The sequence below is a fragment of the Candidatus Paceibacterota bacterium genome (genome assembly GCA_040905715.1).
Classification (GTDB): Bacteria; Patescibacteriota; Minisyncoccia; order Phycocordibacterales; family CSBR16-193; genus JBBDHZ01.
Genome location: JBBDRA010000003.1, coordinates 155,424 through 178,285, shown reverse-complemented (window position 1 = coordinate 178,285; position 22,862 = coordinate 155,424). Strand labels below are relative to the sequence as shown.

At 39.7% G+C, this 22,862-nt stretch carries 22 protein-coding genes; 12 read left to right on the top strand and 10 right to left on the bottom strand.

What is annotated here, in order from left to right; all coding sequences use genetic code 11:
* Positions 1–9 precede the first annotated feature (9 nt).
* A complete protein-coding gene (gene pth, locus WD312_01945) occupies positions 10–651 on the bottom strand; it encodes an aminoacyl-tRNA hydrolase (protein MEX2563856.1) in 642 nt (213 codons plus the stop codon).
* A 197-nt stretch (positions 652–848) separates the two neighbouring features.
* Here pth and lepB point away from each other — a divergent pair, with 197 nt between their 5' ends.
* From lepB to WD312_01910, 7 genes are all read left to right on the top strand, one after another.
* Entirely contained in the window at positions 849–1,436 is a 588-nt protein-coding gene (lepB, locus tag WD312_01940) for a signal peptidase I (protein MEX2563855.1), read from the top strand.
* A 30-nt stretch (positions 1,437–1,466) separates the two neighbouring features.
* Positions 1,467–2,699: a His/Gly/Thr/Pro-type tRNA ligase C-terminal domain-containing protein gene (locus WD312_01935; GenBank protein MEX2563854.1), complete on the top strand. Its 1,233-nt coding sequence runs from the start codon at positions 1,467–1,469 to the stop codon at positions 2,697–2,699.
* Positions 2,700–2,850: 151 nt separating this feature from the next.
* Entirely contained in the window at positions 2,851–3,102 is a 252-nt protein-coding gene (locus WD312_01930; protein MEX2563853.1) for a hypothetical protein, read from the top strand.
* A gap of 21 nt (positions 3,103–3,123) precedes the next feature.
* Entirely contained in the window at positions 3,124–3,543 is a 420-nt protein-coding gene (gene ybeY / locus WD312_01925; protein ID MEX2563852.1) for an rRNA maturation RNase YbeY, read from the top strand.
* A 49-nt stretch (positions 3,544–3,592) separates the two neighbouring features.
* Positions 3,593–4,774: a cell division protein FtsA gene (gene ftsA / locus WD312_01920; GenBank protein ID MEX2563851.1), complete on the top strand. Its 1,182-nt coding sequence runs from the start codon at positions 3,593–3,595 to the stop codon at positions 4,772–4,774.
* A 245-nt stretch (positions 4,775–5,019) separates the two neighbouring features.
* Positions 5,020–6,261 carry a cell division protein FtsZ gene (gene ftsZ, locus WD312_01915; protein ID MEX2563850.1) on the top strand — a complete coding sequence of 414 codons (1,242 nt, stop codon included), beginning with the start codon at positions 5,020–5,022 and terminating at the stop codon, positions 6,259–6,261.
* Positions 6,262–6,410: 149 nt separating this feature from the next.
* Positions 6,411–7,334 carry an FAD-dependent oxidoreductase gene (locus tag WD312_01910; GenBank protein MEX2563849.1) on the top strand — a complete coding sequence of 308 codons (924 nt, stop codon included), beginning with the start codon at positions 6,411–6,413 and terminating at the stop codon, positions 7,332–7,334.
* Between the two features lie 147 nt (positions 7,335–7,481).
* Here WD312_01910 and WD312_01905 read toward each other — a convergent pair whose 3' ends face one another.
* Positions 7,482–8,312, bottom strand: coding sequence for a G-protein coupled receptor (locus WD312_01905; GenBank protein MEX2563848.1), 831 nt, complete (start codon positions 8,310–8,312; stop codon positions 7,482–7,484).
* Between the two features lie 511 nt (positions 8,313–8,823).
* Here WD312_01905 and WD312_01900 point away from each other — a divergent pair.
* From WD312_01900 to WD312_01890, 3 genes are all read left to right on the top strand, one after another.
* A complete protein-coding gene (locus WD312_01900; protein ID MEX2563847.1) occupies positions 8,824–9,534 on the top strand; it encodes a hypothetical protein in 711 nt (236 codons plus the stop codon).
* 90 nt (positions 9,535–9,624) lie between these two features.
* The gene (locus WD312_01895; protein MEX2563846.1) at positions 9,625–10,941 is read left to right on the top strand and encodes a DNA methyltransferase; all 1,317 of its coding nucleotides are present in this window, start codon (positions 9,625–9,627) and stop codon (positions 10,939–10,941) included.
* Positions 10,934–11,548: a hypothetical protein gene (locus WD312_01890; protein ID MEX2563845.1), complete on the top strand. Its 615-nt coding sequence runs from the start codon at positions 10,934–10,936 to the stop codon at positions 11,546–11,548. Before WD312_01895 ends, WD312_01890 begins: the two co-directional genes overlap by 8 nt.
* Before the next feature lie 58 nt (positions 11,549–11,606).
* On the opposite strand, the gene WD312_01885 is transcribed toward WD312_01890, so the two are convergent.
* From WD312_01885 to WD312_01850, 8 genes are read right to left on the bottom strand one after another with little or no spacing between them, the layout of a single operon-like run.
* Positions 11,607–12,449 carry a hypothetical protein gene (locus WD312_01885; protein ID MEX2563844.1) on the bottom strand — a complete coding sequence of 281 codons (843 nt, stop codon included), beginning with the start codon at positions 12,447–12,449 and terminating at the stop codon, positions 11,607–11,609.
* A gap of 39 nt (positions 12,450–12,488) precedes the next feature.
* Positions 12,489–13,961, bottom strand: coding sequence for a DUF2779 domain-containing protein (locus WD312_01880; GenBank protein ID MEX2563843.1), 1,473 nt, complete (start codon positions 13,959–13,961; stop codon positions 12,489–12,491).
* Between the two features lie 5 nt (positions 13,962–13,966).
* Entirely contained in the window at positions 13,967–14,779 is an 813-nt protein-coding gene (locus WD312_01875) for an HNH endonuclease (GenBank protein MEX2563842.1), read from the bottom strand.
* A gap of 5 nt (positions 14,780–14,784) precedes the next feature.
* Entirely contained in the window at positions 14,785–15,822 is a 1,038-nt protein-coding gene (locus WD312_01870) for a MotA/TolQ/ExbB proton channel family protein (GenBank protein ID MEX2563841.1), read from the bottom strand.
* Positions 15,823–15,828: 6 nt separating this feature from the next.
* On the bottom strand, positions 15,829–16,521 hold the full coding sequence (locus WD312_01865) for a hypothetical protein (protein MEX2563840.1): 693 nt from the start codon (positions 16,519–16,521) through the stop codon (positions 15,829–15,831).
* Between the two features lie 2 nt (positions 16,522–16,523).
* Positions 16,524–18,803: a DEAD/DEAH box helicase family protein gene (locus WD312_01860; GenBank protein ID MEX2563839.1), complete on the bottom strand. Its 2,280-nt coding sequence runs from the start codon at positions 18,801–18,803 to the stop codon at positions 16,524–16,526.
* Positions 18,804–18,805: 2 nt separating this feature from the next.
* Positions 18,806–20,452: a site-specific DNA-methyltransferase gene (locus WD312_01855; GenBank protein MEX2563838.1), complete on the bottom strand. Its 1,647-nt coding sequence runs from the start codon at positions 20,450–20,452 to the stop codon at positions 18,806–18,808.
* 13 nt (positions 20,453–20,465) lie between these two features.
* The gene (locus WD312_01850) at positions 20,466–20,669 is read right to left on the bottom strand and encodes a helix-turn-helix domain-containing protein (GenBank protein MEX2563837.1); all 204 of its coding nucleotides are present in this window, start codon (positions 20,667–20,669) and stop codon (positions 20,466–20,468) included.
* A gap of 111 nt (positions 20,670–20,780) precedes the next feature.
* Between WD312_01850 and WD312_01845 the strand changes: the two genes are divergently transcribed.
* Together WD312_01845 and WD312_01840 are read left to right on the top strand one after the other, a co-directional pair.
* Positions 20,781–22,091 (top strand): recombinase family protein, encoded by a 1,311-nt coding sequence (locus WD312_01845; protein ID MEX2563836.1) that lies wholly within the window; start codon positions 20,781–20,783, stop codon positions 22,089–22,091.
* A 265-nt stretch (positions 22,092–22,356) separates the two neighbouring features.
* Positions 22,357–22,779: a nucleoside-diphosphate kinase gene (locus WD312_01840; GenBank protein ID MEX2563835.1), complete on the top strand. Its 423-nt coding sequence runs from the start codon at positions 22,357–22,359 to the stop codon at positions 22,777–22,779.
* Positions 22,780–22,862: the final 83 nt, after the last annotated feature.

Genomic DNA, 22,862 nt, shown 5'->3' with positions numbered 1-22,862 from the left:
ATGACTGTTTTATTCTTCTCCTTGTTTCTCGGTTCGATCTTCAGACTGCGCATTATATAATGACATTGCTTTCTCAACCCCGTCACGAACAAGAACACAGATAGCATCCGCGGTGAGCGGTGCGATCTCTTCACTCACCCGCTTTGAAAACCGCGGACGCTGTCCGAGAACATAGTCAGAGACAGCGCGCTCACCTTTAGGTTTACGCATCTCCCCATTCTCATCGAGCGGAGCAATACCTATTTTCAGTCGTTTAAACTCATTGCTTCCAAGTACCTGAGCGATAGACTCAATACCGCGATGCCCACCGGCACCACTGCGTTGCGTTATCTTGATCCTTCCTTCAGGCAGATCAATATCATCGTGAATAACGAGCATGTTCTCTATGAGGTCCCCGGGATCAACCTGTTTGGTCAGTGCGCGGAGCGTCTCACCAGAACGATTCATAAATGTCTGTGGTTTTATAAATACAAACAAGGTATTAGAAAACTCAAAACGAGCGATCGAAGCACTGAGTACATTGTCGTGCTTCCAGCTGCCGCCCTGCCAAGTATTCAAAAGCTCATCGAGCACGTGGAAGCCGACGTTGTGAGGTGTGTCCTGATATTTTTCACCGGGATTGCCAAGACCAATAATGTAGTGGGTTATCATAAAGGTATTCTAAGACCATTCGCATCTACAAACAAGTCAAACGATCATTTTTGTATTTCTTAACAAGACGCACCGATACTGTAAGCAAATGTCTGCTCTGATTGACATACTATATGTGCCAAAAAATTTAAAAAATCAATAAGAGCTTGTGTCAATGACCATTCGTAAAGTACAATAGCTCTTGTAACACTCGTGGTATGAGCCTTGAACATCCCCAAACCCCTCCTCAGCCGCGCTCGATTGCCTCCTCATTTTTTATTGATGTTATTCGCTTTGCATTTATTGCACTGATCATTGTTGTACCGTTCAGGATCTTTATTGCCCAACCGTTCATTGTCAATGGTCAGTCAATGGCTCCGACATTTGATACCGGTGAGTATCTGATCGTTGACCAACTAAGTTATCAGCTCAATAATCCTCATCGTGGTGACGTGATCGTATTTCGTTCCCCTGAAGACAGGTCCACGTTCTTCATTAAGCGTATTGTCGGTCTGCCCGGAGAAACAGTGGAGATAAACCGGGGAGATGTCATCATACACAACGCTGAACACCCCAATGGAATTCTTCTTGATGAACCATACGTTGAACATACAAAAATAGACAGTCTCCGAACCTCTCTCAAGAACGATGAATACTTTGTTTTAGGAGATAACCGCCAGGCAAGTTCAGACTCTCGCAGCTGGGGACCGCTCGAACGCGAACTTATTCAAGGGCGACCGCTTATCCGCCTTTTTCCACTTCAAGAACTAAACCTGTTACCCGGAAGTTACAAGCAGGATCAATGATCGAATAATTTATCCATTAATATAGGCACTATGGCACCATTTTCTTCAGCACCAGAGGAACGCAATATGTACGATACGCCGACTATATTTCCCGAGCCGCTTCCTCTCTTACGGCAGTTTGACGCACCGGCTGAGATCGCAATGTATTACGGATTTGCACCGATCAAAGCTCCTACCATATCTCGCACAGACCGAACTGATTCAAAGCGCTTTCACGCCTATGATCGCTCGCTCTTTTTATGCGCACCTGAAGAGAAGACTTCCCTCCTACGTTTTTATCACGCAAACAAATTTCATAAGTGCTCCTACCCTCTCCTCCTTTTTTATGCACGTAATAAAAGCGTTAGTGGCGTATCGAGCGACGGCAACATCCATCTTGGTCTCGATGTGATCGGTGCATCACACAGTGTTGCTGACGCACTTACGATCCAGACCGCGTACTGCATTTTGCGCGAGGAAGGTTATCAGAACTTGATCGTAGACGTGAACAGTATTGGCGATCGTGAATCGATCCAGCGGTTCGAACGAGCACTGATCCAATTTTATCGTGACCGTATTGGCGACCTGCCACCAAAATTCCACGATATTTTAAAAAATGATGTGTTCGATATGCTTCAGTTCTCGAATGACGAGATCTGCCAGCGGCTTAACGAGGAAGCGCCCAAAGCGATCAGTTATCTCAGCGACGCCAGCCGCCATCATTTTATGGATGTCCTTGAACACCTCGAGGAACTCGGCGTGCCGTATCGCATCAAGAACACCTTGGTAGGCAACCGAAACATCTCATCCCAAACCGTTTTTTCTATCCGAGAAATGGACGATGACTTCGAAGAAAAAACGGCACCGCTGGCAATGGGGACTCGCTACAACCGCCTCAGTCGAAAGATCCGCCTCGGCCACGACATCAGTGCCGTTGGCATCTCTCTCTCCTATACACCTCGAAATAAAACTCGCCGACAGAGAAAAACACCTTTGCAGCCAAAACACTTTTTCGCACACCTTGGTGATGTTGCCCGGCAAAAAAGTCTCGCGCTTATTGACGAATTGCGAATTGCCCGCATTCCGGTGTACCACTCTCTTGTCCGCGACAAGATCCGCGAACAGCTCGCTCGAGCAGAACAACTCAAACTGCCGTACACGATCATCATGGGTCAAAAGGAGGCAATGGAAAACGTTGTTATAGTCCGTAACGCCCACACTCGAGCCCAAGAAACCGTACCTCTAGACCAGCTGGTCAGTTATCTCAAGCGGTACACGATGTGATCTGTATCCAAAAGCCAGTGCACACCTCACCTTTTGGTCGCGGTGTACTGAATACCGGATGCAGGATACTAAATACGTTTCTATTACACACTTTACGAAAAATAAACAAAATATTGCCTGTTTTCTTCTCTTGTGCTAATCTAAACAACCTATGGCACGAAATGCAGAAGTAATCAAAAAAGGAAACGAGAACAACACCAGCTTGCTGCGTCGTTTTACCCGTCGCGTACAAAGCTCAAATACCCTTTCGTCTGCCCGTAAGCACCGCTATTTTCAGCGACCGCTTTCCAGCGAGCTTACTAAACAGAGACGACTTGAGAAATTAGAGCGAAAGGCTCGTATCGAATGGCTTGTAAAACTCGGCAAAATCGGTGAAAAGACCGATAACCGACGACGAAACTAGCGGACAAACAGTACATCTGTTATGAAGATCCTTGCTGAATATTTGGCTTCTCATTTTTCCATCTCCACAACATTGACCTCAAACCCCGTCGTCCGCAGGACGACGGGGTTTGATTATGAAGCTATAAAGAATGCGATCCTCGGCAAACACTTTGAATGCTCACTTGTCCTTGTTGGACGAAAGCGATCACAGACACTCAACCGCACGTATCGCAACAAAGACAAGCCGACCGATGTGTTGAGTTTTACGTATTCAGACACAAGCGGCGAGATCGTTATCTGCCCGGAGATCGCCCGAATGAAAGCACCTGATTTTGATCGTGAACTGGATCACTTTTTAGTTTTTCTCTTTATCCACGGCTGTTTTCATTTGAAAGGAATGGAACACGGGGGTAGAATGGAAGCAAGCGAAGCTCGTATCCGCCACCGTTTTAAAGTGTAACCACTTTGCACAATTAAAACGAAACGTGTGGCGTGCTTCTCTCCTTATTATGTCACGCAACACAACAGCAGGAATAGATATTGGAACTCACCACGTTAAGGTTGTTATTGCTGAACGTTCACGCAACGCTCAAGGCAAAGCAGTTCCTCACGTTATTGGTACCGGTATTGCTGAATCTCGTGGCCTACGACACGGCTACATTATAAACACCAATGAAGTAACCAGCAGTATTGCTGTCGCCCTTGCGGAGGCGGAAAAAGCAAGTGGGGTTACCGTCGAGGAGGGCTATCTTGCTATAGGTGGTATCAGTCTTGAAAGCATAACTGCCGAAGGTACATCAACTGTTTCTCGGGGCGACAACGAAATAAGTGAACTAGATCTTACCACGATCGAAGAGGCTTGCGAGGCGAACATTCCGCCAGCACAACTCCAGAACCGTCGAATCATTCACCGGATCCCTCTCCAACACTCCATAGACGGTCAGCCGGTAATGGGAAGTCCGATTGGCCTCAAAGGTATGAGAATTGAGGCAAAGTACCTATTCATAACAGCCCTCGAACCACACGTGAGCGATCTGGTCGACGCAGTCGAGAACGCCGGCGTTGAAGTCACCGACTACGTTGCTTCACCTATCGCTGCCAGTTTAGTAAGTCTCTCTAAAAGCCAAAAGATCGCCGGCTGTGTTTTAGCGAACATCGGCGCTGAGACCGTATCGATAGCTGTATTTGAAAACAATCTTCCAATATCACTTGAAACTTTTTCTCTTGGCTCAACAGATATCACCAACGACATTGCGCTTGGCTTGAAGATACCTCTTGAAGAAGCGCAACAGATCAAGCACGGCGAACGAACCGGCACGAACATTTCCCGTCAACAACTCAATGAAATAGTAAACGCCCGTCTGTCGGATATTTTTGAATTAATAGAAACACATCTCAAACGGATCAAGCGCAACAAAATGCTTCCGGCGGGCATCATCATTACCGGAGGTGGAGCCAGAATTGCCAACATAAGTGACCTGGCAAAAAGTTCTCTCGAACTTCCTTCAAGAGTAGCTTCAGTCGAGTTCGGTAAACAAACTTCGCGACAGATACAAGATGCCCGATGGGCAGTTGCCTATGGCATCTGTATCTACGGCCTGTCATCAGGTGATAGTGCTGGTAGGCGAGGTCTTTGGCTTAAGCGTCTTGTCCCCCAAATATTTCGCTGGATCAAGCAATTTCTTCCGTAACAAATAAAGCGTACAGGGTGGCTTTGCATCCCTGTAAAGTATGATATGATGTTTTCAACGTAATCTTTGACTCACGAAATTATGCATTCTATGTTTGCAACCGGGCTTACCGACCAGTAGACATAGCACAAAACTGCTCTGAATGCAGCTGTAAGGCAAAAACGTCTTTTGCCGGTACAACTGCAATAAAACTTGGCAGCGTGTATGTTCGTGACCAAAGGCAAGAAATAAGCTGAAATTCATTTATGCCACAAGTGAAACCAGAAGTTGAAGCGTTTGCACGCATCAAAGTCCTCGGAGTCGGTGGCTCAGGAAGGCATGCGGTTGACCACATGATCAACTCCAAAGTAAAAGGAGTGGAATTTGTTGCTATCAACACTGATTCTCAAGACCTCCACCATTCACTAGCGAAGAAAAAGATCCACATTGGAAAGAACATAACCCGCGGGCTCGGTGCCGGAATGAACCCGGAAATGGGACGCAAGGCTGCCGAAGAAACCACTGAGGAGATCCAGGAAAGCATAAAGGGGTCGGATATGGTTTTTGTAGCCGGTGGTGTTGGTGGCGGGACCTACTCCGGCGCGGCTCCTATTGTTGCCCGAGCAGCTAAAGAGCAAGGGGCGCTCACGGTAGGTGTGGTAACCAAGCCATTCTTTTTTGAAGGTCAGCGCCGACGAGAAATAGCAGATAATGCACTCTCGGAACTCCGCAAGAGTGTTGACGCGATCATCATCATCCCGAACGATCAACTTCTCGCTTCGATCGACAAAGAAACACGTGCGAGAGACGCGTTTGCCATGTGTGATGAAGTGTTACGCCAAGCTGTTGAAGGTATCTCCGACCTTATCACCACACCGGGTGAAGTAGCTAACATCGATTTTGCTGATATTCGATCTATCATGGAAAACGCCGGACACGCACTTATGGGTGTCGGTACAGCAAGTGGTGAAAATCGAGCTGTTGAGGCAGCGAAGGCGGCGATCAACTCCCCTCTTCTCGAGCTTTCTATTGACGGCGCACAAGGTGTACTCTTCTCTATCGCCGGCGGTGCTGACGTAACCATGTTCGAGATCCAGGAAGCAGCTAAAACGATCACTGAATCAGTTGACCAGAACGCCAAGATCATCTTTGGTACAGTAAACAGCGACAAGCTGCGCAAGGACGAGATCAAGATCACGGTTATTGCTAGTGGCTTCCCTGAGAAAAGCGTGCAGAGCGGCGGGCCGATTGCCGGAAGCGGTATCCCCGAGAACATGACGCCGCCTCAGCAACAGGCGACGCAGCAGACACAACCCATTCAACAGGAACGCGAAGAACCCTCAACGTCAGGACGTATCTTTAATACCTTTACAGGTTCGAAACAACAGGCAGAGCCAAAAAGTCAGCCAGCGGAAACTCCGAAGAAAGTTGATATTGAGGAGGACGATGATGACGATGACGACTGGGGCGCAGTACCGGCATTTCTACGACGATCCAAATTGAAATAGCCTTCTGTATTCAGTATCGAGTATCCTGTATCGCTCTGCGGCTCCGCCGCAGAGCGATCACTGAATACGGTATACGGCATACTGAATACTTGGTACAATGCAACGATAAAAACTGAGATGAGAACGGATAAAATAAGACTGAATCAATTATGTACGACCTAACGATCATAGGTGGCGGTCCTGCAGGAGTAGCAGCAGGGGTATACGCTTCCCGTAAACGACTTAAAACCGCATTTGTCACCGATACGTTCGGAGGACAAAGTGAAGTCTCAACTGATATTCAGAACTGGATCGGAACTCCTTCGATCTCCGGACACGACCTTGCAAAACAACTCGAGGAACACCTTAATGCATACGCCGAAAACATCTTGACTGTGTTCAAAGGAGAACGCGTCAAAATGATCGAAAAAATCGAACCGTTTCACTTCAAGACCATCTCTGAGAACAGCACAGAGATAGAGAGCAAGGCGGTTCTCGTAGGTACCGGTAGCCACCGGCGCAAGCTTAAGATCCCCGGAGCAGAAAAGTTTGACAACAAAGGAGTAACATACTGCGCATCTTGCGACGGGCCGATGTTTGCTGATCAGGATGTTGTTGTGGTCGGTGGTGGTAACGCAGGCCTTGAAACCGCCATGCAACTTGTTGCATACACCAAAAGCGTTACTCTTCTTCACCGAGGTGAAGAATTCAAAGGTGACCCGATCACCGTCGAAAAACTCCAAAAGAACGAGAAGTTCACCGGTATCACTAACGCCGAGCCGATCGAGATCAAAGGCGATGCGATGGTAGAAGCAATTGTTTACAAAGACCTCGCAACCGAAGAAACACACGAGCTTGCAGCAACCGGTGTGTTTGTTGAGATCGGGCTCGTACCGAATACTTCTTTCGTTGAGAACATTGTTGAACTGAATGACTTTAAGCAGATCAAGATCGACCCATGGACCCAGAAAGCAACTGATGATGGTATTTGGGCTGCCGGAGATTGCACGAACGTGCTTTATCACCAGAATAACATTGCTGCCGGTGACGGTGTCCGAGCGTTGGAAGATATTTATAAGGAGTTGTTTGTGTAAAGATTAGCTTATAGGTTGCAGCTTACGGCTTATAGAATTTAAGCAAACCCTCGTGAAATAATTCACGAGGGTTTGTTAAAGCAAAAATAATTATGCCAAATGTCCCAAACCGCAAGGTTGAAACTTACTGACTAAATGTTAAACAAACTACTCAGGTATGGGTTTATTACAAGGATTATTCACATTATCCCTGTGGTTTTTTATTAGTGGACAAAGTTCGTTTCTTATCTCCTCTGAGTTATATTGCTTGATGAACCTCATGTAGCACATCTCAGTATCAAGGACGCCTCCCTCAATAATTTTAGTGCAAAGACTATAATTTTCAGTTTGTAATGACATAGATAGGTTACAGGTATTACGATTATTGCTGTAAACTATATTTTCACAATAATTAGCATCCAGGTTTTCCAATGCAAGCTTAAGATTTATATTATCTTTACATGATTGTATATCTCCGGCTACATATTCACTCACAAGATCATCACACAAATCAATGTTCAAGGTCTCTTCAGCAACTTCTATATAACAATAGTTTCTTAACGCACCTTCTGTACTATTAGTAACTTGCATTTCTGCACATTGACTTGCATCTTCCGGACCAACTTGATTTATAGTATTCAGTGAAGGGATAGATCCATAAAGCGCTAATGATACTAAATAGATTAATATTATACTCAAATAACCCAGTAATAATCCAACCCTAATACTTCTGTGTTTTCTAAAAATAAATACAGCAAAAAAATTTAGAATAATGAACGGCACTGATGCTATAAATGTAAAAAGCACACTCGCACTAAAAATTTTAGCTATTTCAAAACCCCAAAAAAAATACACCGGTCCCCAAGGACTTGGTGTAATAATAAGATTTGATATAAAAATTGATAACACAGCCAGAAAGACTGAGAAAAGAAAACTTATAGCAACAACTTTCTTACTCTTACGCGGTGAGATATTAACATTGTTTTGTTTATTTGTCATAGTAACAACACTATACAAATATTCCGCAGGAACCGCAATAAAGTACGTACCCAGCTTAAACAAATGTTGTGCAAGTCAGACTCTCTCAAATCCACCTAAACGCTTAAAAACACCCTGCTCTCCTCCGCAGCTTTTTGCTACACTCAAATCTGCGGAGGCGGCGGGACTCGATCCTTACAGGATCAGTACAGGTTTTTGATATTTTGTCTCGTTCCCTGCCTGCCAGCAGGCAAGCTCACAAAATATCTAAAGAACCTTTTCGAGTCCGCGCGACGTATTTTTTTCAAAAATACTGCGCTCGCCCTCTCCACCTCATCGCAAAACTCTTCGGCGGGCAGTTCGGGTTAAGTAATAAATTATTTCAAGCCCCACAAGGGTTTCTTGGTGGTTTTAGTATAGCGGATTTTGAGGAGGTCGGGTCGGGCTGTAACTTGTAAAAAATGCAACAAATACTACACGAGGGAGCATATAACTGTTGCTTTCATAATACAAACAAACTATCATCAAAACAATGAAAGATAAGGGTTTAAAACGGAAAATAAGTGAATACGGCTCTAGAAACAAAGACAATATACGATTGGCTTTTAGTGATCCAGAATTTGGAAAAAGAATTCAAGAAATTCGATCCTATTTAGAAATCCCTGAAGGCCTTTATGGAGATAGCGAATCTAAAGATGAGGATCAATCAATTGAGGCTTGGTTTAATAAATTACTACATAAGGAAAATGCGGAGGAACTCATAAACTATTTTACTGCAAGTATCCAAGAGATAATTAAGGACTTTAATTATCCTGATAACTGGTTTGAGACGATAAGACAATACATAATAACTGGTGAAATTAAAAAACTTCCAGGGTTACCTTTTTCTATCAAACCAACTGTTGGAAATAGAGCGGTACAACTTACTATAAATAATAAATTAACTGACAAAGATTGGTTAACTATAAAAGAGTTTACAAATAAGTTTTTTGGTAAGAGACTTTTTTCTAACAAGAAAATAAAAGATTTAGATAGAAAACTCGCAATCAAAGATCAATGGGAAAACAAAAGAATTTATTTTGACTATGGAGACCAAGAATATATCACCAGAACATCAGAGGATATAGCAGACTTTATAGAAGATAAGACTGGAAAAAGACCGAGTAAGTCAGAGATATATAATATATCCGACCAAATAAAAAAGATAAGGGATCGGGTATTTAAAAAGTTCATAAAAAAGTGAGGTACTTTTTTATGAAATCCAAAAATTTTTAATGATTAAATAAGACCGTAGCAAAAAGCTACGGTTTATTAGTTTAATTATTAAGTTATTATGAGCAACATCAAAATAGAATATGTAGATATAAATCTACTTCACGCTTCTGAATATAATCCTCGTACATGGGATGAATTTCAGAAAAAACAATTAAAAGAGAGTATCAATCGTTTTGGCACAATTGATCCGTTGATTGTTAATAAAAATAAAGAGAGAACCAATGTCGTTATTGGTGGCCACTTTCGACTCGAGGTGTGTAAGGAGCTTGGTCACACAACTATTCCTGTGGTTTTTCTTGATCTAACCGAGGAAAAAGAAAAAGAATTAAATCTTCGTTTAAACAAAAATCAAGGAGAATTTAATTATGACCTTTTGGCAGAATTCGATGAAACCATTCTAGCTGACATCGGATTTGATTCCGAAGAACTAGATATTATTTTCGACGAAGATCACGAAGAAGAACTTTTTGATCTCCAAAAAGAACTAGAAAAACTGGATATCAAAGAAGTCACTGTCAAAAAGGGAGATATCTATGATCTCGATGGGTCACGCTTAATGTGTGGTGATAGCACAACAGAGGCAGATGTCACAAAACTGTTTGGTAAAGAAAAAGCCCAGATGGTTATGACGGACCCTCCATATATTTTAGATTACCTACACGGCAAGACTAAACACGGTGAAGCAACCACCGGCTTTGGAGCCAAGAAAAACAGAAGGTACTTAGAAACCGAATCTATCCCCGAAGACTTTACCGAAAAGTGGATGGCGAATGTGAATAAAATACAAGACGAGCATTTCGCTATCATTGTCTATGAAAACTGGAAAAATATCAGGACGATCTGGAATGAGATGGAGAAATACTGGAAAGTCAGGAATATGCTTATCTGGCATCTCCCCAACAGAAATCAAGGGTATGCCGGAAAGCACAAACTCTTTTCAAAGTATGACATTGCTATGGTTGGTACGGATAACAAAGAGGTTAATTTAGAACAAGAGGGGGAACTTGTTGAAAATGAATACGAAACCGCTCTGTTTGCTATATCCGGCAAACCACACTGGGAGTCATATGGAAAAAACAAAAAGTACTGCCCAACTGACTTTATTGAACATAATGCGGCGGATGAAAAATCTAGCGGTCAGGGAATTATCTTTGGCACGAAACCTGTAGAAATACTGATTCCGTATATAAAGATACTAACGAAAAGAGACGAATTGGTGTATGAACCGTTTGGTGGAAGCGGATCTACCTTAATCGCAGCCAATAGGTTAAATAGGCGTTGTTTCCTCATGGAAAAATCGAATGTCTATACGGAAGTGATCTTGAATAGATGGGAGAAATATACGGGTAAGAAACGGGTAAAGATTAATGGCTAGGTTGGGTGATAAATCGAAACTATTACAAATATTGGCAGAGACACCAATTGTGTCTTTTGCCTGTAAGAAAATCGGCCTTGATCGAACCACCTACTACAGATGGCGTAAGGATGATAAAGACTTTCGTGATCAGACTGATGCGATATTGGAAATAGGTCGGCAGAACATAAATGACATGGCTGAGTCAGCGGTTATTAAAGGCATCAAAAACGAAAATGCTCGCCTTATTATATTCTGGCTTCAATACAACAATCCGAGATACAAACCAGTTCGTACAACTTATGTCGATCCAGTTACTCATCCACACAAACTTGAATCTGGAGAAACATGTCGGGTTTGTGGTTATAAAGAACCCAATATAGAAAAGTATAGAGGCAGAAAAAAACAGAAAATAAGTAAAGAAGATTTGGTTCACGAGCTATCGAAAAGAATTAAAGAACTTGGAACCAAAGAACGAACTAGCGAGGAGGTGCGTCATATTATAAATGATTTCTTTGATCAGTTTTATGATGTAAAAGATAAATTGAAAATAGACGGAGCTAAAGAGGTGGCGGATAATCTTCAGAAACTTCTTGATAGAAAAAAGATAAGGAGAAATAAACGGTAACCCCCCTCAGAAAACTCGATAGCTGAGGGACGTGAGCATGTTTTTAATGTTTTTCTGGTTACTTAAGGGGTACGAATGAATACCTAGCATTATTCCCATCGTCATCTGAGTAGTGGCCTGTGTAGAAATAAATCTCAGGAAAAGGAATGTGTGCACACTCAACTTCTAACTCCTTAATTACCCAAAAAATGTCTTCCAGGCCGAATTGGATAGTTCGGTTATCAATTATTAAAATAGTTTTATCTTTATCTAAATGAGACTTGGACACCTTTCTTTTAATTGCTCCTGATATCAAATCTTTCAGAGAGTCCCCCTCATTCTTTATGTAACTACTATAGAAAATCCTGCTTGGATAATTGTAAAAAGGATTCAATACTTTATCGTTTTTATTTAAAAAATTTTCTTCAGCATCATTGATGGTCTGTTTTGCCTTTTTGTTACGAAACCAGAAATGGATTTTTTTGAGTTCGCGCAATAAAATATTTTTTCTCGCGACTATTTTTTCAAACTCCTCTTCACGTTTTAATTTCTCAAACAACTCCTTGTTTTCAGCGATTGATGTGATTTCTATATTAAACTTATCACCATTACTGAGCTCAACACTAAAATCCCATGGCTGATCCCTTTTTAGCAAGTTGATACCGATAGGTTCCTTTATTAAGTTTTTAACTAAAAAAGAAAGGTAGTGTTTACAAATAATTTCTTCTCTTAATGAAACATCAGGTACATTCAAAAGAATCCTCTCTGTCACAGTTCCGTCTCTTGCTATCGTGAAATATTGCTTAAAATTTCTTTTTCCATATAGCAGTAGTTTTGATTTGAAGGTGTATAGTCTTACATCCTTTTTGTTTCTTATTTTAAGAAACAGTTTGTCTTTTAAAAAAATTAACTTTGAAAACATCTGTAAGATAATTTATAAGTTCAATAACATGCATCATATTTATAATTGTTGTAGCTTCTTAAACAACTCAACCATCGCAAACGTATCTCGTTCACAGTATTCCAGTAGATGTTTTCGTAATTCTTCTGCCTCTTCACCTGTAATTTTTCCAGTAGCTATCTTCTCCCATTCGCTCATAGCCATTGTTCCGTCTTGAACTTCTAAGTTCTTGTAGGATAATTCTGGAAGCATTACAGGAAGCACTTTTTTGATAGAGGCACTCCCATAAAAATCAGGGTGTAGGTAATCTTTTTTAAATATAAGCATTAGATCGTAGATTCGGCTGTTTATATTGTGCAGAAAGTCAGCATATTCTGAATGTATTTCAGCAAGCTCCCTATTTCTTCCTTTTTCAAATGATTCATACCAGACGACAACAGTTCCTGTAGGGCCAATATGCTCATTCATATGATCAAGGAGTCCTTTTGTGGCATTCTCAAAATCATCAGCTAAATACTCACGATGCTCTAAAGAACCATCTTCCTTTAGAATATGTAGTGAGTATTGAAATACAATCTGCTGATTTGAGGTGTATCCATCAAGTATTGGATATGGCTTACCAAAAGTCTCATAATCTAAGAAATACAGAGGGAAAGTTAAATTAGAAAGCGTTTCTCTGATTGACTCTTCATCGATTATTGGCTTACCGGTTTTTTGGAGTGTGACTTTTTCTTGTTGCTTATCGGTAAGATTAAAATCTTCTGGAATCTCTTTCACATCAAATACATCAGTTTCAATAAGTGAGAGGAGTTTCTTTCCACCAACGATATGATGAACTGAATATTCAGGCACCTTAGGGTTAAAGACTGTGAATGAATCACATCTTTGTCCGTGTGATTTGTATAAACACTCACAACCTTCCATTGAGATTTTATCTTTACTTAAAAAATCTAAAGCAGTCTCAATTTCTTGGTTTACTTTTTCTTTACCTTCTTGGACATCTTTAGAGACGTCTTCTATAACAAATAATTCTCTTGGGTTTATTTCACCCTCTCGTTTGTATTCCTTATTGATATGGATGATAAAACTTTTATTTATAGGAATCCCTGATTCTTCGGCGACGATTGTTTGAAATGTAATATCTTTTAGATGATTATGTTGAAGATCGGTCTTGATTGAAGAACTTGCCTTAATTTCATAGATATTCCACTTACCACTTTCTTCATCAAATTCGAGAACGTCTGCCTTTGCAAACAAGCCTCTGTCTGTCTCAAAAGTCGCTTGAAACATTGTTTGATTTTTTTCTAGATATTCCTGAGTTTTTTCTTTCAGTACACCTGAGTTGCCAGTTATCTCAACACCACTTGGAAACATCTGCTGAGCGAATTCCTCAACCTCATATCCATCTTTAATAAGTTTCTTCAGGAATAGCGACATCTCACCCTCAACTGCAAGTTCAGGTTTCTTTTTCTTTACCCATAACCATTTGGGGCAAATTAAGTATTCTTTAAAGTCTGTTTTTGTTAAATTCATAAATACTAATTTATAATTTTGTTATAATGACTATGCATAGGTTGTTCAGCATGATGTTTTTTACATAAAACTTTTAGGTTTGTATCCCTAACATCACTTTTAATTCCATTTATATGGTGAACATCTAATTCCTTTTTGTTATTCGCGAAAGACTCACCACACTGATCACACTTCCAATTTGCTTTTTCTCTATATTTCTTTGAAATTTCATCCCAATGTTTTGGATACATTACAGAATAAGGTTTTTTCACTTTAGGGTCATATAAATAATGTTTTCCGTACAAAGAGAAAAACTTGAGCATATCCATATTTTTAACGTCAAAATACATATTTCTTCCGTAAATATCTTCTAATGTTTTTCTACAATTTTGACAAGCATATAATACACTCTCAATATTTCTATCTCCATCCTTTTTCCCTTTAAAGATATTTGTTTCTATATCCGTCTTTTTAATATATCTTTTCATTCTTCCTGATTCCTTCATATTATCTAATGTCCAACACCAAGAAGTATGATACTTTGGTAAATTTTCTGGAGAAAAGCCTCTCCTATAATGATTACTTGTAAAATCAGGTATATAAAGAACGAACGCATTACCTTCCTCATCAATCAAAGGATCTTTTGATTTCCAATTTTTAGAAATTCTTTGTAATTCAGCACCAGTAATTGGTTTACCAGCATTAAATTTACCAGTTGGAGTTTTCAATTCTCTTGGCACTATCACAAACCCCGTATCTTTAGCACCGATTCTTTGTTTAATGTCATCAAAATAGCTTACTATATCCGATATTTTATTGTTAAATTCGTCCTTTTCCATAGATATTAGTTATTTTCATGACTATCAAGTGCTCGCTGCATTTTTCCAAAATTCTCCGCTAATTTTCCAGAAATATCTGCTAAACTACTCCCAAAATCAGCTAATGTTTTATTCATTGTTTTTTCCATTTCTGTAGCAGCTCCATAAGTAATCTCTTTCATCTCTTCTTTTATAACATCGCCCGATCCTTCTAGATCAGTTGTTAAGTCTTTCATTGCGTCTGCAAAATCTAAACTACCTTGTAATTGCGCATTCAGGTTTTTAAGAAGCTCATCAAATTTTTCTTTTATAGAAACAATTTCTTGATAAGAATCTTTAACCTCACTCATACTTTTTTCTGTAGTACTTAGTGAGTCTGCAACTGATTTCATATTTTCAGTTTGAGACAATATCTGAGCTTTATACTCAGATTGCCAAACATTAAGATTTTCCACTGATTTCTTAAAATCATCAAAGGTCCTGCCCAACTTTTCATTAACTGTCGTGTTAAAATCACCCATTACTTTTTCAATAGCTTCTGCGAGAGCGTCAATATTACTATTAACCATATCTTCGGCAAATTTGTCAAAAGCCTTATTTAGATCATCTTGCTTATCTACAATACTTGTTCGCATTTTTTGAATTTGCGTAATTAAAGTAGTATCGCTTTCTCCAGATATATTCCCATTAAGAATTTTAACTTCTGAAAGTAACTCAGCGAGTAATTCTGGCTCTGATTTATCCTTGTCTTCAGTTACACCCTCTTCATTGGCAACACCGTGTCCAAATTTTTGAGGAAAAAGTCCAATAAGTAAAGATGTTAACATTCCAAAAATAGATGTTACAAAAGCAAACTTTAATCCGTCGAGCAACAATGGAACCGCGGCTTCAATGTTCGAAGTATCAAAATTATACAAAGCAACAATAATACCGATAAATGTTCCAAGGATACCAAACGTAGTTGCAATAGTTTGCATCTCTTGGATACCTCTTTCTTTAAATTTGTATGGAATGTAAATTGTTAGCACAATCCAAACCACTATAAATATTGTCATTAAAGTCATAATGTTCTATTGCTGTCTATTGATAATCTCCTCAATTAGTTCATCACTTGTTGTCACAATCCTAAACTCAACTCGACGAGAGTTTGTGCTTATATCTTTATCGGAATAATAAGTAAACTCACCTTCTGAGTCCAAAGTTCTACCATTTCCCAGTCCATTAGCTGTAAACCAAAACTTAATTTTATCTTTTGTTTTAGCATCTAAATTGTTGTAATAGCTACTGTTAAGTATAGTCCTTAATACAGCATTTGCCCTTTCTTGAGACAATTTAACCGTAAACATATAATCATTCCAATCAGCTGTATGACCCTCAACGCGAACTTCTTTAATTTTGTCTTGATATTTTTCTTTATTTATTATCTTTAGATACGAAGGAATAAATTCTTCTAGAATAGTTTCAAATTCTGAGGAGATATCAGAACTTAAATAACCAAACAATACGTCAGGATTTTGAAATTTGATGCTCAAATCTCGACTTATCTCAATTCCCCATTCTTCTTTTTTGTCTCCAAACGTATCTTCTAGATCATTGTAAATTTCCTCCTTAGATAAATCATATTCATTCAATAATTCCTGTCGCTCTTCTTCTTTTGCAACAACCTGCGCAATACTCAAAACAGCAATCAAGAGAAAGACCAGCATTAACCCTGTCATCATGTCAGAAAGAGAAATCCAATTTGTTACTTGACGGGATGACATAATTATAAAATTAATTTCTTACCACCAATTTTCCACCCGTTCGGACCGTCTGGCACCACAATACCGCCGTCAAATTTATTCTTTCCCTTTAACCATCCTTTCAATGCTTCTGCTTTGTATTGAGTATCGTTGCTTTCGGCAGTAAAGCCAGCTTTGGTATCGAGGATCCAAACTTTGTTCTTAGTCTTCACAATCCAGTCAGGATAGAAAAGGCGTTCACGATTTTCTGTTTCGTGATAATAAGGAATTGAGAAATATTCACTTCCAGAGTCACCATTCTTATACCACCACTCGACCTTACTTGATGCCTCAAGATATTTGATAAACTCATTTTCATTTTGAACAGGTTCCTTCTGAATATAGAAAGGATGCATCGCAGACTTCTTCACTTTCATCTCTTCATACAGATCTGTGAAGAATAGATACTCTCGTGGTATTTCCAACACTTCATCACGTCGAGTTCGCTTAGCTTTCTCTTTGACTTCCTTTTCACGGATTGGACGATATTTCTCAAGTGTCTCCCCAAGAATAGGGCGCAATACACTATCTGGTCGGAGTAGATCATTTACAATGACTTTGTAGTAATCCTCACGAGGGATGTCTAGCATATTTGAGAAGTAGACGTTGAGTGCAGTTTTCAACTTTCCCCATGAACGTTCAGGAGCAAATTTCTTGTTCTCATCCTCTTGTTTAGAAATGATATTGAAACAAAGGAGATTGTAGAGACGCTCCAGATCATTACGTGAAATTTCATTTGAAAGCTCTACCGTATTTGCTCTTAGTTCCTCAATAAAATTATCGTAGTTTTCTATTTCAGCATCCACAATAAGACTACTCTCTACTTTCACATCTGTGACATCTAGGTTCTGTTCTTTCAGTGTCTTCTTAATCTGTGCTTTAGTATTTCCATCTTTAATACCCAACTCTTTATTCGCGACTTGCTTAAATGTCTTCTGGAATGAGTCACCAAGGTCGTTGTAGTCAGCACGACTCATAAATACAGAGTCGAGCTTGATTGGTTTAACATCTTTCTTGCGTCGACTTATCTGTGTCGCAGGACGATTTTCTCCTTTTTGCTTATCGTATTCAGCGAGGATCTGATTTCGCTCGTAGTTTGTATATAGATATCCAATATTTAGATCAGGACTTGGATAGTGAATAGCTTCAGGCATACGAAGAATTCGCCCGACAGTTTGTATGTGAAAGACCGGACTTTTAATCTCTCGGTACATCACCAAGATAGCCGCTCGAGGACAATCCCAACCAGTGGCAGCCGCCTGTTTGAAAACTAAGAAATTTATCTCTGAGTCATTTTTTTCAATTTCATCCAAATTTTCTTTGTCGTTTGAAAGCCAAACAGCAACATTGTGATCTTCTTCACCTTTATCTTTTAGAAAATCAAGAACGACATCCTTCTTTGATTTATCTAAGGTTTCCTTGCGAGCTTTATCATCATTGGGAAGTTGGACCAGTACAAGAGGATTAATATCAATACCAAGCTTTTCATAACTCTTCTTAAGCTCGAGACGCTTTTGATACGCTAAATCGAGCAATAATAAATCTTGGTCAATTTCTCTCTTTGCCTCTTTCTCAATATCTTCCTTAGTTTGGGTAATAACTTTTTCTTTAATCAAACCTTCCTCGATTACAGCCTTACGCTCAACGTCTACAAAACCGACCTTCTTATTTTTCACATCAGAATACGACGGTTCATTCTTCGGAGTGGCTGTAATTTTGAGAATAATGCGCGGATCAATGAGATCAATAAGTTCCTGAGCAAGGTCAGTGTTCGCATCTCGATGTGCTTCATCAACAATCAATACAATCTCACGACCATCTGCTTTTGATTTTTCTATGAATGAGTCAAAAGTAATGTCATTCTCGTTGTCTTTTCGTAACTTACGACCATCTTTAGTAGAAGACTTTACCTTCTGCCAGTTAATAAAGAAGACACTGTTTTTCTCCAGTTTGGCGTTACGGGTAAGATCATTTAAATCAAGGAGTTCGATTTCTCCGGCACCGCCATAATATTTAAAAAGCTTCTTCTTGCTTTGTTCGTATGATTCCTCGTTAAAGGTAAACCACACGAATGCTTTGTCAGCGTTGAATTGTGGATCACCAGTTAAGTCACGCAAAAACTGTGCAGTCATTACTGTTTTTCCTGATCCAGTTGGTGATTTGAATATAAGTTCTAGCCTCTTATTCCCTGTACTCCAAAGTTCTAGGAAGTTTTTCCGTAATTCAGCTATCGCTTTTTCTTGAAAGGTTTTAAGTGTAAACATAATTATTTCTTGTTAATTTCCTTGTATACCTCAAGGATCGGTTCTGGGATATCTTCGACCCGTATGTTTTTATGGCCAGTAAACTCGTTCTTATACTCATTTTTACCCCAGCTAAATATGTAAAGAACAGCAGATTCAGATTTACTGATTTTCTTTACAAGATCATCAAGTTTTTCTTTATCCTCTTTAAAATAAATAGCTGTGGTTTTTCCTTTTTTGTCAGTAAATATTTGCCACCAGTCATTCTTCTCAGTCTCCTCTAGCGTGTCCTCTCGTAGAGCAATCATCCGACCTGCTTTATATGTAAGCTCTATTTTCTTTTGATCTGAAACACTGTGAACTGATTCAACATCCACAAAATCAGTTTTGTAGTATCGGAGATTCGCGGGAATACCTTCTACGTCACCGTACCCCTTGATAACGTTCTTAACCCGAGGATAAGTTACTTCTTCAGCGATTTTATTCTCATTGTTAGTGCAAAGAATGAATCGACGATTACCTCCATCTTCTTCGTTAAGTTTCAAAACCGCATGACCAGTTGTACCTGATCCAGCAAAAAAATCTAATACGGTTGCAGTTTGTTTATCGTGAATAATGGCCTTAATACAATCTTCTACTGTAAAGATTGATTTAGGATAAGGGAATTTTTCCTTAATAATACCTGCAAGATATTGTGTACCGTGGACATTTGCATTGTATTTACTATCATTCCAAACAGTTTTCCATCTATATTTTTGTTTGTATCGGCGTATTGATGGTTCACCATTTACTATTTCACATCTAAGTTCATCTTCAATACTTTCAACAGTATGTCGCGCAAATCTCCACTTACGTTCAACTCCATCAGAGTCAATGGGGTAAATTACCATTGATCCATCTTTTTCTTTTAATACAGCAGACTTGGGATGTTTATTTTCTGGTAACACATCACCAAATCCCGTAACATTCATTTCTTTATCTACATGAATTGGGTAAAAACAATTTCTAGCAGATTCGCGTTTAGATTCTTCACCGCCCCAATCTCTAAGCGGAGTAGGCTTTACATCGTCTCTAATAACCTTTGAGATATACGTGCCATTTTTAGGGAAAACAAAGTATGCATATTCGTGTGTGTAAGAAAAATTGTTTCCTTGAATCCCACCAGGATTATGTATGATGGTTACACAAACTTTCTCTCTTTCTGGAAAAAGCTCATCCAACATTACGCCCAGCGCTTCTTGTTCATTATGATCAATCGCGCAAATTAAGGCGCCTTCGTCCGTAAGTAAGTTTCTAGATAAACGTAACCGATGGTTCATCATCGACAACCATTTACTATGTCTAAATGAATCATTCTCATCCACATAATCGTTATTGTATTTCCAATCCTTTGCACCAGTATTGTACGGTGGGTCAATATAAATAATGTCAATTTGTTTTCTATGAGTATAATTCAATGTTGCTAAAGCATGATAATTATCTCCTTCGATCAAAAGATTTGTCGGCTTATCCAAATCTTTTTCGATAAAATATTTTTTAACTTCAGTAAGAATCGGTATTTGAGTTTTACACTGTTCAACAACATCCTCTGGCTTATCTTCCCACACCAAACCATAAGACTTGCGAGATTCTAATTTCGTAATCTCATTCAGTAATTCTTCCTTATTCATTTTTGAGTAATCTTTAGCCATTGTTTTGTTTCAAAATTTTAAACACATCCTCTTTTTTATATCGTCGATCTTTCCGGCGACCGATACGAATTGCCTTAAGTACTCCTTCATTATCCCAGTTTCTCAAGGTATTAGGGTGACAATTAAGAACATTTGCGGCTTGTCGCAGGGTCAATATCTCAGGCAAATCTTCCAAGTTTTTAGATTCATTATCCATTAACTTCTAACTTACCATTAATTACCAATAAAGTAAAGTGATTTTTATCAACTTCTTATCAACTCGGGACGCTCTGGACTCCTCAAACCTATTCTGTCATTCATTGGAGTAATGGAGATACCAGTACAAGAAAAGGAGCAAAACCAAGTAGTACCGAAAGAAAAGATAAAGTACTGCTTGTACTCACGAAAAAGTACCGAGAGCGAAGAACGTCAGGTACTTTCAATCGATTCGCAGATCAAGGAGATGCTTCAGTTGGCTGAGCGTGAAGGGCTTGAAGTGGTAGATATTAAGCGCGAGAGTCATTCAGCCAAAGATACTGCTCAGAGGCCAGTATTCAATGAGCTGATGGATGAGGTTAGGGTTGGCAAGTATACCGGTATTCTGGCATGGGCACCTGATCGTCTGTCGAGGAATGCCGGAGACCTCGGCGCAGTTGTTGATCTAATGGACCAAGGGAAACTCCATGAGATACGAACATATGGACAGGTGTTCACTAATAATCCGAATGAGAAGTTCCTCCTAATGATTCTTGGCTCACAGGCCAAGCTTGAGAACGATAACCGAGGCATTAACGTGAAGCGAGGACTCAGGGCACGTTGTGAGATGGGATACTGGCCGACGGTGGCACCATTAGGATATCTCAACCAAAAACGAACCGACAAGAAAGGTTTGTTACTAGTCGATCCTGAGCGCGGTCATGTGGTAAGGCAGATGTTTGAGAAGGTGGCACACGATAAATGGTCTGGCAGAAAGTTGTATCATTGGCTTCGATTTGAACTTAATTTCCATACCAGAGGAAACAAACCACTTACTCTTAGCGGTATCTACCGACTGCTCGACAATCCGTTCTATTACGGTGTCTTTGAGTATCCACGAGACTCCGGCAACTGGTATCAAGGAAAGCACAAACCGCTCATCACTAAAGAGCTATTTGACGAAGCTCAAGAGCATTTGAAACGAGATAAGATTGTTAGAGAGCATAAGGAGTTTGCCTTCACCAAACTCATGCTCTGTGGCAAGTGCGGATCAGGTATCTCAGCTGAAGAGAAATACAAAAAACTCCGTGACGGCACGACCGCCAAATACATCTACTACGGTTGTGGTAGATCACGAGATCGACACTGCAAAAATCCGTATCTGCGTGAAGAAGATTTAATAAAACAACTAATTGGAATCATTGATAAAGTGAGTGTCAGCGAACTAGGTATACAAAAGAAGTTTGAAGATGAACTGAAACGATTCAATAAATTTAGGAAAGGAATCTTGCATGAAGATGAATCAAAAATAAAAGAGTTTGATATGAGGACGTATGCAAAGTACCTTCTGCAGGAGGGTACCAACGATGAGAAGCGAGAGCTGATGAATTGTCTTAAGAGTAGGTTAACAGTAAAAGACAAGAAAGTTGATTTGATGGCGTAAATACAGAAAAAGTTCGAAACTGTCTCGGTCTCAAACTGAATGTGGCTTAGAATATATGTTTTCTTATTTTACTTAAGACATAATCCCTGATCTATTCTGAAGTTTGATGAGAATTATCAATTTTTTACTAAGAGATTAGTTACGTATAACAATATTATGTAAATCTCTTATTAGGTTATAAATTTTTGCATTTGACGGAAACATAAATATATTATATTATCCTTATCAGAATAGGAAACCTTAAATAAGAAAGGAGGGCCGTACTTTGGAAACCAGCTTCTACATGATCAAGCCTCACGGTTTAGTATTCCATGATAAAGTCAAGAAAATGATTGAGAATGGTGGTCTAAGCATCCCAGAGACTAAGAAGCTTATAATGCCACACTGGGCACTAGAAATCGTATATTCCGACCTTCCCGAAAGGTACAGGAATGCGGTCTTTAAACCCTATGTAAACGCATATGTTGAAACAGGACTTGTGGTTGGGAGAGATGCCATTAATACACTTCTTCAAATCACAGGCACAGAACTTAGTCCCACTGATTGTGCTCCTGAAAGTATCCGATTTAAACTCGGTACACCAGAACCACTCATGATCGACGGTGTGAGGTATTATAAGAATGTCATACACCGTTCCAGAAACAGCGCGGAAGCTAAAAAAGACATCGAGGTTTTCCGCATGCTGTAGTGCCCAAACAGTTTTACTGTCTGGGCACTTTTTTAATCAGGGGATTAGATCTAAACTTTTTGGTGTCCACTATAACTTTTTCA